Origin of the sequence: Pseudoalteromonas sp. TB51, from assembly GCF_000498055.1 — a bacterium.
GTDB lineage: Bacteria > Pseudomonadota > Gammaproteobacteria > Enterobacterales > Alteromonadaceae > Pseudoalteromonas > Pseudoalteromonas atlantica.
This window is the reverse complement of sequence record NZ_AUTO01000272.1, coordinates 6726-18500: the sequence shown is the minus strand read 5'-3', so window position 1 is coordinate 18500 and position 11775 is coordinate 6726. Positions and strand designations below refer to the sequence as shown.

Here is an 11775-nt window from a genome sequence, read left to right as displayed (position 1 = left end):
GGGCGAATAGTTAATTACCTTGAGCGCTTTTTACCTGACAAAACAACCGATGTATTGTTTGTTGGCTACCAAGGCCGCGGCACGTTGGGGCGCGATATACAAAAATATGGCCCCCGCAATGGGTATGTTTTTATAAACGATACGCGTATTACAATTAACGCACAGGTACACACCATTAGTGGTTACAGCGCGCATGCCGATCAAAACGGGTTAGTTAAATTTGTAACCGGCATCCGTAAAAAGCCAAGCCATATAAAAATTGTGCACGGCGATGAAGATGCAAAGCGCGCTTTGGCAAGTAAATATAAAGAGTTGTTGGGTAGTGAAGTTAAAATTGAGGTTGGAAGATAGCTTAATACAAAACACTTTTACCACCGAAAACACAGAGGCGCTAGGCGCTTCAGAGAAAAAGCATAAATTCTTCTCCTTCAGTTCTCTATGTTCTCTGTGGTAATAAAAGTTACTTATAAGGCTATTACTCTACTGGGGAAAAAAGTTATTGTTGAATTGTAAGCTTAGGTAGACCTAGCTTACACCTTATAAAGTTAATTACTTTACAATAGTTTGCAAGTGCGTATAAATAAAGGCTAAATACAGTTAGAAAACCATAAAACATATAATACTCTGGAATATTATACACTTCTCCGATCATCCCAACTCCAGCAAATATTGAAGCGATCAAACAAATTAATGCCAATGTTTGCATTGGAGAGCAACCTATTCTCTGACAGATATGATGCAAATGTTCTCTATCTGGTTTAAATGGCGATTTTTTTTGCTTTATTCGTCGCACCATTATTGCGACCATATCCATTAGTGGCACTGCTATTAACCAAAGAGCTGTTACAGGGCGAATCATTGGACTGCCTGGGTTTTGGCTGGCACCAATCAACAACCAGATTACTGTAAAGCCAATCATCATACTGCCTGCATCACCCATAAATACTTTTCTGGCACGTCCAAATAGGCCCAGATTCATTATAATGTAGGGGATCATAGTTACTACTAACAGCACGCAAAGATAACTTAACTTTTGCTCACCGGTAAAGAATAATAAAATAGCGATACTGCCAAATGTTACGATAGACAACCCACCTAAAAGCCCGTCTATACCATCAACCATATTAAACGCATTGATACAGCCAATAACAGCAAATACTGTAATTATTGGCCCAGCCCATGATAGGTTAACTTCTCCAAGCCCAAACATATTGCCTAATGTTTGCATTTGCGCTTCAGCAAAGTAAATCATAATAATTGAAATGCCCGTTTGAACGGCCATTCTGAACTTTACACTCAGATCGTACTTATCATCGAGCACACCTATTGCTGTTAATGCGGCTATACATAACATAAATAAGTTTTCGTGGTTGATCATTCCGGGGTGTGAATAAATATAATGTACAATAGTAATACATATCGCCACGCCACCCACTAAAGGGATATTACCGGTATGGGCCTTTCTACCAGAGGGTATGTCTACAAGGCCAATATTACGCGCCACTTTACGCATCAGAAATAGCATTGCGAATGCTATAACAAAAGTAAATAGAAGATCTAAAATCATATAAAGTTCCGTGTTAACTAGCTAAGTTAACCTAATCTGGTTATTTCAGTTGGTTAAAACACTTTAAAAATGTGCTTTCTGAATTTTTAAATAATTACAGCTAAAGTAAGAATTTCCCTAAACACGCTCGTATGTACACTTTTCAACTTAATATAAAACATTGAATTAAAACAACTTTAAATTAACTACTAACGCATCTAAGTAATTTGGGTTATTTAGAACCTTTCTAAACAATAATGAGTAAAATTAAATAGTTGTGCCTTGATACGAACACATATTAGGTAGATTTTATTATTCATTTATAAGTTTAGCAATACAGTGCTTCACTATTCTAAAGCTGAACTCTGAACACGCATTGAATATAAGTGAGAACTGAAGGTCTATTCCACGAGTTAAAATTTAATCGCTGGGGCTTTACGGGAATCACGCTGTACGAAATACAGCTCTCCATGCATAAAATGTAAAGCAAAATACAGTTTTTATAAAAGGGAGCTTTTCAACTTCACGATAAATTTGCCACTGCCGCTTTGCCTTTTTTATTTTGTTCCTTGAAATTGAGTTAGGCATTATTCTGTAACACGTTAGTACCTCATTTAATAGGTAAGCGTGTTTCCCTGACTTTAATAACTTTAGCCATGTTGCATAATCTTGCCCTGTTCTTAGTGATGGCATACTAATATCGGAAAAAGCATTACGTCTTAACATCACAGTAGAACAACCTAAGGTTGCTTTTTTTCTTAGCATGTCTTCATATGTAAAAAAGCCAGTTTGCGTTGTATCTACTGTTTTACCTATTGAATCACCACAATGATCAATTAAGGTATAAGCAGTAAAAGAAAAATCGATGTTATTTCCCATAAAAGCCACCTGCTTTTCAAGCTTATTAGGAAGCCAACAGTCATCACTATCAATAAACGCTATAAAGTCACCTTTAGCGTGGCTCAATGAACTATTACGAGCGACAGCAGCACCTGAATTAACCGCATTTTTAAAGACTTTTACTCTTTGGTCTTTTTCTGATATCTCTTGCAGCAATTGGTATGTTGAGTCAGATGAGCAATCATCAGTTACTAACCATTCCCAGTTATCTAGCGTTTGTGAGGATATAGACTTATAGGTTTCGAGCAATTCTGAACTTGAATTATAAGTCGCTGTAATAATTGAGATAAGGTGCATATTTAACTCTTCGTTTGAAAAATACTTTAATAGTAAATTTTACTAAGATATATCTATTTAAAAAATCCCGCATAGTATATAGAGATAAACCTTAGATTAAAGCTTTAGAAATAAAATAATCATTTTCTAATGTAGTTTTTTAACATTAGCTTCATTTTTTCATAGAAAGATAACTCTGCAGGAATTTTTATTGCCCACCGTAGCATTAGCGCAAAGCGAATATAAAAGGGATAAAAGCGCAATAAGTACCCTCTAGCACAGAATCGACCAGCATGATCTATAGCTCGACTTTCTATATTAGTGGTGTGGTAGCAAGTGGCTAGATCTAAATAACTTACTTTTGCATTAGCCTTAAATACATCTAATATAAATTTATTTTCTTCACAGCAAGGAAGCTTTGTCCCTAACCCCAGGTTAGTATCGAACTTAATATTATTAGCATTGACGAACTCTCGCCTTATAATGATCTCAATAGATGATATCTTTAAAGAATTTGTTAGCTTATGCGAGCTATGAAAAGCATAATTTTTATAAAAATCATTGTGATTCTCTAATGACTTTACTTTAATAAAGTGAAGGTCATCATTGGAGTTTTGAAGAATATTTACTAGCTGCTGAAGAGCATCAAATTCTAACTCAATATCATCATCCTGTACCCACAGCCATTTGCTCTGGCTATTCGCAAGCAACATATTTCGGCTGCGACTTAACCCTGATTCAGTCGTTTTTATTACTTTAACCCTTTCTGATAGTTGGGTTACAGTATTAGTAGGTTCTCGTTGTGAACATATTAAAAAATTGACTCTCTGATCTATTTTATCAATATTTGTCTGAAGATATTCTGTCAACTTATTTAAAGAAGCAGCAACTGTTGATATGGCAATTGTTAACATAGAGGCCTTAACTATTAGAGATTAATTTGTCCTAAAATATTATAGGGTATGTATTGTTCTGAATTAGTCATTTTAAAAACAAAGAACATAATTATTAGGGATATGCTAAATAGGTAGGCTAACTTGCCCTCACCTTTGAACACCCGCATTAAATAGGTTAAAAGCACAATATTTGATATATTAAAAATAATCACAAACCTATCACTTAAGTCCTCAAACTGCATAAACAATATGCTTAAAATAAGCCCAACAAAACTTAGGTTAAAGAATAGCTCAAAGTACTCAAACCTTTTCGCTAACCTCTCATAATAATAAAGTAAAATAAAAAACATTAACGGCTTTTCTATAAATGAGAAAGAAAAAGGTTTTGGCTCACCAGCAGATACATAAGACTTAAACGCATAAAATATGACATTAGAATTAGGTAAAATATCCGCTATCAATTTTATTACATTAATGCCTTGCAAAAACAGCGCGCTAATTAAAATAGATATGAAAACATGCGGTTTGAATTTTTTATTAATGAAAAAGTACAAAGGAAAAACTAAAATCAAACTCACATGAAAGGTAATAGCTATTAAATTTAATAAAAAGTAAGCATAAGCATTTCTAGATTTTATAAACTGTATTGAATATAGAAATATTGCAACTGCTAAACCTTGCCTTAGGAACATCATATTAAATTGAAAATAACCATAACGCATATAAATTAGTAAAGCGAAGATAGTCATAGGAGTGTAAATAGATACACTTTTGTAAGTTAGACCTATTGTGATTAGTGCTGTAACAACGAGAAAAAAATTAAAATCATCAAAGATAGAGTGAATGATAAAGTTATAAGTTAAGTAACCTTTTTCTAAGCGGTTATTATCAGAAAAATAGATAAATAAGTTAGAAATATACTCTGGAGCGTCGTAAAACACTTGATGGTACACTTCCCAATCTGGCTTAGCACCCACTTCATGCCTAAGCCCTGCAAACAAAGCAAGTATCAGTACTAAAAAATAACCTAAAAGGCTGTAGTCTTTTTTTGCTATAGACGAGTACGAGAAAAGTGTAAGTACGACAACAAGTATAAGATAAATCATTTATCAGAAAACACTATTCATCAAGTTTCAGATCTGAAATAAGTCTTTCATATAAGGACTCTTTATCAAATACTGTATTTTTATCTAAATTATCTCTTCGGAGTTGCTCGTTCCAAAGGTGGACTGCCTGAGCCCCATCCAAATTGATGTGCTCGTCACTGGCAAAGAAAATTTTCTTCCAGTCCGCAGATGAAATTGGGTAATATTTTTGAACAGGAGCTGCATAGTTCAGTAGCTCACCTTTCTTTACAAAGCCAGTAAGTGCTTTGGGTCCTGTAATACCCCACGGCAAATATGAAAAATCTCCTCGCCCCCAAGTTCTACCAATTAGTTTTCTTATTAAAAATTTAAATGTATCCCAGCGTGTAAATTGAAAAGGGTTATCGCAATATTTACTTAAGTTAGAGAAAAGCTTGTTACCTGCGCTTTTAGTACCAATTACAGCATTGTTGATATAGGTTTCGTTTTCAAAGCCAAAGTCTAATTCGTCATTAATATAAAAAGGCGCCAAACAGATAACATCCATATCCACCCAAAAAGTATTACTACACTTTAGAAGCATTTCGTACCTAAAGTGGTTAGCAAATCCAGCATAACTTCCTTTACCTTTACCTGTCACAGACCCATAAGTAAAAACTTTATTTTTTGGCAGTATGGCATTAGCATCTAAAACCTCTACACCTTCAGGTATGTTTAGTACTTCATCGTAGGTATATAAGTACACCTTATGCCCTGCACGTAAAAAAGAGGTTAAACAAACTCTTTCTAATCTAGATAAAGCTCCACCAATCCATAACGATCTTATTTCTGCCAACATTTAATACCCATTTGTTTTTTCTGTACTATTAATTTTAAATATAATAATAGTGAGTTTTGTTATATAAAGATTTAGAAGTTTTATTTTAACCATTAGAGCATATTACATATACAATCTAACTTTGCTTACAGTTTGTATAAAGGGCCAAGTTAACTTTTTCTTTATTTATTAATAAACTGATATTCAGTAATATATTGCAATACACTTAAGGTAGCTAATTCCATCATAGTTAAGACATAGAAAAGATAGACTTAACTTCCCTATTGAGAAAATAAATTGAACAATATAAAGTTAATACAGTAGACTTTATTGCCTTAGTGAATTTAAATTGTAAAAATTTAATAGAGCAGACAACTGTGTATCATTTCTAGCCTTTCCCACATTCATAGAGCTTAGTGATTGGTTGTAGCCAGTGCTTAATTGAAGGTATCTAGTGGGCCAATCTCGCTTATCATCAATTTTTTTACAGTCTACTCCACTAATGTGGGCTATTACTTTAAACCATATATCATCAGCGCTATCAGCCAACTCCATAAATACTTTTTCATTAAAAACTTCGTTGCTCAGCAGGCCAGGAGGGAAAAGCATGCCTGCACCGGAAGTCAAAAATACATCCTCCTTCAAAGAAAAGCTATTAGCTTCATACTCCCATTTGTTATATGGAAGTATTGTTCCTTTTTTATCGTACTTAACTCTATGCGCTCTAGTCCCAAGAATTACGTTAGGTAACACTAAATGCTCGCGCAGAAGACCTTCTACCATGTCCTGTGGGTAAATAAAGTCATCATCTATAGTTATAATAATGTCTTTCGGGTATTTCTTTGCAGTCGGAATATACTTTTTATAAGATTTAATATTAGAAACAAACCCAATTTCCAGCCCGAATTCATATAAGCTCGATAGCGTTAAAGGTATATCACTCTCTGAAAATTCGGATTCGTCTAACCACAGAACAATTTTATTAGGTCTAATAGTTTGTGCCATAATTGACTTTATTACATAGTGAACTTCATGAATCTGTTCTCCATATGTAGTGAACGATACAATTACACTTTTATCCCTTATGTCTGCAAACCTTTTATACTCGTTAAAGTCAGCTAAATCTAGTTGCACCTTTTTGGCTTCGAGTTTAATAACATTTTCCATGTTACTAACTAAAAATGGCATTTTCAGCAATGCACGAAGGTGCTTAAAAAAAACACTCACACTTTTACCCTCTTATTTAATAATTTAGTTAGCTTAGAATATTGTAAGTATAAATAGCTGCGATAAAAAAAAGTATAAAAAGCTAATACTGTAAACCAAATTAGAGCTTTCGAAAGTGGTGGAAAGTCATGAAAAACCACCTGTAATGTACATAGTAAAATTACAATTAAAAATTCAAAATATTGTCTAAATCTAGGGAACGAAATCCAAATTCTTGAAGATATTTCGCACCTCAATACATAATAAATATAAAACGAGATCAACGTTGCTACAGCAGCCCCGCCCGAACCTAAAGAAGGTATTAAAAGATAGTTTAAAGCAAAATTAACACCTAAAGTCAGTATTGACACAAGCATAGAATAATACGTTTTTTTCTTTACATTAATACCCATAGATGTAGCTTCTGACATCGTATAAAAAAGCGGGTATCCAACACAGCAAATAATTATACTTGAAACCAGTTCGTAATTATCAGGAAGTATAATTGCTACTAATGGCGAGAAAATACCGACAATGCAAAATAGATAAAATATAACGAAACCCATTAAGCTAACAACCGACCTGATGTTTTTCTCTATATCTGGGTGGTCTTCATTTTTGTAAATAGCCGGTGCCCATATAGTACTAAAAACAGATCTTATTATAACTACAGCCGATGCAAAACTAACAGCAACACTATATAAAGCCAGCTCATTTAAGGAAGATAAGTCTTTAATCATTAACTTATCAATACTTGTCAACCCCCAAAATGCTAAGCCACTTAAAATAAGGGGCAATCCGAAGCTAAAACCATCTTTTAAATCTTTGAAACTAAATTTATTTTTTTCAAATAAATTTAGAAAATTATAAATTTTAAGATTTTCTATAAGTAAATAAACCAGTAATACAATATTAGATAAAAGATATACATATAAAAGGCCATCAAACATAACCCCTTTTAAGTAGAATATACTTATAAGAGCTAGTGAAATTACTAACTTTGGTATTATTTGAGAAAAAGAAAACTTTAGTGCCTTACCTTCCATTCTAAGGTTCAATGAAAGATACCGATTAATTAGGGTAACAATAAATGACGAAATAATAATAATTGCTATAGCATCATTATTAGTTTCAAAAAGGTACTGTAAAATACTTACTCTATACGCATAAAAAAGATAACTAAATATACAAAGAGAAATGATCCCCGGCATAATACAGGTTATCATCAAGCTGACCTTCTCAGCTTTGTAATACTCCCTCATGTAATACTGATCTAATCCAAGAGTAAAAACCATTACAACTAAATTACAAATCAAGTGATATATAGATACCCGACCTACATCCTCCATAGCAAAGGTCCATGCTAATAAAGGAGTAATTAGTAAGCCTAAAAATGCACTCATCACTGGACCAGTTGTATAATGTAATAGATCTTTAATTTTAACCAATATTATTTTCTCTAATATATCGTTTTAAATTTATAGAGTAATACTCAAAATAATCTTTAATAAAGAGATTCAGTAACATTTAACCTATTTACTTACTTTTAGGGAAATAAAGCCTAATAAGTACGATTGTTACCCCTATAAAACACCCTAATAAAGTACCAAATATACAAATAAGTGCACGTTTAGGCTTAAACTTTTCCTCTGAAACTAATGCTGGATCTATTGTTTTAAATACATACTCATCCCGAACATTTGCGAACATAATGGTTTTTGTTTGCTCTTCTACTAATTTGTATAGCACGGCACGTATATCAGCAATTTTTGTTTGCTCTAATTGCTGAGTTAAAAATTCAGTGCTTTTATTAGCCTCTAACACATCACGTGCTTTCATGGTTTTATTTATATCTTGTATTAACCACTTTACCCATTGCTCTGCGATATAAGGTGATACATGCTCAACTGCAAGTGTTATCATTCCACTTTCTTTGTCTAAGTTTGCATTAACAATCTTTCTGAATTCTTTATAAGCCTCTTGCATTGATGGCTCAGCTTTAAAAGGTGCTTTAACTTCACGTATCCACTTATTTTGCTCTGAAATATAAAGCTCTTCATCATAAACAATGCTATTCGTTTCACGATTCCAAGCTTTAGCAGCCATTAAATTGGGTAGAATATTATACTTTTGAATAAATTCGCTGCTAAACTTGCGTGACTTAAGTACTTCAAGCGCCAATTGCGTTTTATCAACCCCACCACCGGCCCCCAAGTTAACACCTGCTAAACTAGCAAGCCCACCAAATTGGCCAGCTAGTGCGCCTAAACCACCTTGCTGCTGAGCTTCTGCTGGTGCCAATAACGCTTCAGATTTATAAACATTCGGAAGACTAATAGCGTAAAAAACTGATGCCACAGCAAATAAAATAGTTAAAGCAATAACTATCAATTTGCCTTGCCAAATAACGGTAAATAGCTCACGAAGGTCTATTTCATCATTGGCAATATTATCAGTTACTGAACCATTTGCTTGCTTTAGGTTATTTGAGTTGTTTTCCATCTAAATCTCATAAGTTTAGCTATCAAAATTGTACAAAATGAATATTACGTCTAGTTAGTGTTTTAGAGCTAGGAGCTTTTCGTGCTACCCGACACCAATAACAACAAATAGACCGCCTACCGTTGCACTTAAGCGGTTTAATACTACGTCTACAGGTGCGCTTTAAACACGAGAGTATACCGAAGCGTTAGGAAGAATATTCCAGACGCCTCTATCAATATTAGATACCGCTTATAGCCGCTACTGCTACACCTAATTGGTATACAATTTGCGTTGCAGTACTCCAAAGCGTTAGTTTGTCCATATGGCTTGCATCCATTGGTATTACAATTGTATCGCCAGGCTCTAACTGCTCTGAGTTATTAGCAGCAAACCAGCCACCTGTGTTTGGTATTTTTACTGAGCCATTTGCTTTAATTATGTAAATACTGTCTTCATCAGCGCGATCTTTAAGGCCACCACTTAAATCAATGTATTCATCTACACTTATACCGGCTTTGTATAAATGAGAGGTAGAGTAATTAACTTCACCTATTACGCTAATCGAGTCACGCTTACTTGGCACATATAAAACATCGCCGTCTTGAAGGACTAAGTTTTGCTTATTTTCAACAATCAGTGGTAAATCAATAACTAAACGCCCTACCGCTTCAACACTCGCTAAATCATTTAATAACTTATTCATTTCATCATAAGAAAGTGAATTACTACTTACTGAGTTTTGAAAGCTCTTTGAAGCAATATCGCGGCGTAGCTCAGTTGATAAGCGTGCTAGCTGTTGTTGCTCTTGCTCTTTAATTGAGGCACGGGTGAATACAGCTGCTTTTTGTTCAGCAAACTCTGAGAAGCCGCCTGCGCGCTCTAAAAGCTCTGTGAGTGTTTCGCCGCGGCGAATTGTGTATGTACCAGGGAACCTTAGTTCACCTTTAAGCTCTACTTTTACGTTTTCTTGCCAATTTGGGATGGCGAATACGTTAATGCTGTCTTTACTTTGCAATGTAATGTTGCTTTGTAAATCTCCTCGCATCGCACTTTCAAGGTCTAAACGTAAGTGTTCTATTTTAGACCCGTCACTTGCAACAATACGCGTAATTTCGGCTTGTTTTACGTAGGCTGATTCTAGCAAGCCACCTGCAGCGGTTACTAAATCACGAACATCACCACCTACCATTAACGGGTAAACACCAGGAAATGTAACGTTACCGCTAATTTCTACTAGCTGCATAGCCTGCTCAACTGAGGCTTGCTGCTTAAATTTGGCAATAATGGGGGCTAAAAGGTTATGGCGGCTAAATAAAGCGTAATCTTCAGGCTTTAACTCTAGCTCGGCTTCTTCTTTTGCTTTACGTTTTGAAATTTCGGCTATTGTAAGGGCTTTATTTTCTTCAAAAATAAACTCCTCTTCTTGGTTTATACCGATGTATTTTTCAAACTCTTTTTGCTGATATGTATGCCATTGCTCAGCCTTTAGCTGCTGCTCTTGCTGCTCTTGGCTTAGTGCCATATTAGCAAGTGCTGATTTTTCAGCTTCTTTTTCTTCAAAACGACTAAATACTATGATCTTGTCATTTGCTTTTAATGCTAAATTGTTTTCAGGGTTTTTAATAATGGCTTGTGCTACATCAAACTGGTGCGCTTCTATATCACCATTTATGTTAATTTCGCGAATAACTAAGCCGTAGCTTAAATCTGCTTGTGGCAACAAATCGCCACGTACTGATTTTAAAACATCAGAAATACGCTTACCTTGATACCATTGATAATTACCCGGGCGCGCTACAGCACCAATTAAGCTAATAGAGTTTTGGTATTGTGAGCTTACAGAATTAAAGCGTACACGGTCGCCATCTTGCGGGATGTAGTTAATTTGTGGCTTAGTAAAGTCTACTGATAGCACTTCTTTGCGATCAAAATTGAAACGCTCTACCACTGCATTTTTAGCATAAGCACCCGGCTTTAAGCCCCCTGCCATAGTGAGTAACTGCTTAGCCGTTTCGCCTTTTTTAAGTTCAAATATTGCAGGGCGTTTAACTAAGCCGTCCACAGTAACTTGGGCACCTACTGGTGGCACAAAAACAACATCGCCAGGCTTTAGTACTATATCGTTGCTGCTATCGCCATTGATTAGTAAATCGTAAAGGTCGAAATTAGCTACTGTTTTACCAGCGCGTTTTACTTGTATGTTACGCAGTGAAGCAATTTCAGACACACCACCACTTACAAACAAAGCATGTGATACGGTTGTTAAAGACGATACGCTGTAGCTGCCTGGTTTGTAGGCCTCACCTAATACAAGTATGCGCATACTACGCAGTTGGCCCAGTGATACAAAGGCTTTTACACCGATTACTTCTTGCTCAACTTTTACTTTAATTAGCTCTTTAATTTCGGCAAATGTTAAGCCTGCTACTTCTACAGGGCTTAAATCGGGAATGCTAATACGCCCTTCACGGTCAACAGTTACATCAAAACTATCGCTTTCTTTCCCGTAAAAGTTAATCTTTAGTTGATCCCCAGGACCTACTATATAAGTGTCAGGTACGGCTG

At 35.0% G+C, this 11775-nt stretch carries 9 protein-coding genes and 1 pseudogene (1 of these 10 cut by a window edge); 1 reads left to right on the top strand and 9 read right to left on the bottom strand.

Translation table 11 applies throughout. The features are described 5' to 3' along the window. Positions 1 to 351: MBL fold metallo-hydrolase RNA specificity domain-containing protein (locus L650_RS0116010; RefSeq protein WP_029773733.1), on the top strand; the 351-nt coding region annotated here is incomplete at its 5' end. Positions 352 to 496: 145 nt separating this feature from the next. Here L650_RS0116010 and wecA read toward each other — a convergent pair. The 9 genes and pseudogenes from wecA to L650_RS0115965 all read right to left on the bottom strand — a co-directional run. Then, the gene (wecA, locus tag L650_RS0116005; protein ID WP_029773732.1) at positions 497 to 1567 is read right to left on the bottom strand and encodes a UDP-N-acetylglucosamine--undecaprenyl-phosphate N-acetylglucosaminephosphotransferase; all 1071 of its coding nucleotides are present in this window, start codon (positions 1565 to 1567) and stop codon (positions 497 to 499) included. Positions 1568 to 1990: 423 nt separating this feature from the next. Then, the gene (locus tag L650_RS0116000) at positions 1991 to 2743 is read right to left on the bottom strand and encodes a glycosyltransferase family 2 protein (RefSeq protein WP_029773731.1); all 753 of its coding nucleotides are present in this window, start codon (positions 2741 to 2743) and stop codon (positions 1991 to 1993) included. 119 nt (positions 2744 to 2862) lie between these two features. Then, positions 2863 to 3636: a glycosyltransferase gene (locus tag L650_RS0115995; RefSeq protein WP_029773730.1), complete on the bottom strand. Its 774-nt coding sequence runs from the start codon at positions 3634 to 3636 to the stop codon at positions 2863 to 2865. Positions 3637 to 3650: 14 nt separating this feature from the next. Then, positions 3651 to 4724, bottom strand: a complete 1074-nt coding sequence (locus L650_RS0115990) for an EpsG family protein (protein WP_029773729.1) — start codon at positions 4722 to 4724, stop codon at positions 3651 to 3653. A gap of 13 nt (positions 4725 to 4737) precedes the next feature. After that, positions 4738 to 5541 (bottom strand): hypothetical protein, encoded by an 804-nt coding sequence (locus tag L650_RS23880; protein ID WP_085065513.1) that lies wholly within the window; start codon positions 5539 to 5541, stop codon positions 4738 to 4740. Positions 5542 to 5847: 306 nt separating this feature from the next. Beyond that, on the bottom strand, positions 5848 to 6747 hold the full coding sequence (locus tag L650_RS0115980) for a hypothetical protein (RefSeq protein WP_029773727.1): 900 nt from the start codon (positions 6745 to 6747) through the stop codon (positions 5848 to 5850). After that, a complete protein-coding gene (locus tag L650_RS0115975) occupies positions 6744 to 8174 on the bottom strand; it encodes a lipopolysaccharide biosynthesis protein (protein ID WP_128081070.1) in 1431 nt (476 codons plus the stop codon). The genes L650_RS0115980 and L650_RS0115975 overlap by 4 nt, the downstream gene beginning before the upstream one ends. Before the next feature lie 88 nt (positions 8175 to 8262). Further along, entirely contained in the window at positions 8263 to 9228 is a 966-nt protein-coding gene (locus tag L650_RS0115970; RefSeq protein WP_029773725.1) for a Wzz/FepE/Etk N-terminal domain-containing protein, read from the bottom strand. A gap of 220 nt (positions 9229 to 9448) precedes the next feature. Then, a pseudogene (locus L650_RS0115965) lies at positions 9449 to 11775 on the bottom strand (SLBB domain-containing protein) (it continues 321 nt past the right edge of the window).

Excerpts from the sequence above, each read along its gene's own strand:
- L650_RS0115995 (WP_029773730.1), bottom strand. The coding sequence starts at position 3,636 with ATGTTAACAATTGCCATATCAACAGTTGCTGCTTCTTTAAATAAGTTG.
- L650_RS0116000 (WP_029773731.1), bottom strand. The coding sequence starts at position 2,743 with ATGCACCTTATCTCAATTATTACAGCGACTTATAATTCAAGTTCAGAA.
- wecA (WP_029773732.1), bottom strand. The coding sequence starts at position 1,567 with ATGATTTTAGATCTTCTATTTACTTTTGTTATAGCATTCGCAATGCTA.
- L650_RS0115990 (WP_029773729.1), bottom strand. The coding sequence starts at position 4,724 with ATGATTTATCTTATACTTGTTGTCGTACTTACACTTTTCTCGTACTCG.
- L650_RS0115970 (WP_029773725.1), bottom strand. The coding sequence starts at position 9,228 with ATGGAAAACAACTCAAATAACCTAAAGCAAGCAAATGGTTCAGTAACT.
- L650_RS23880 (WP_085065513.1), bottom strand. The coding sequence starts at position 5,541 with ATGTTGGCAGAAATAAGATCGTTATGGATTGGTGGAGCTTTATCTAGA.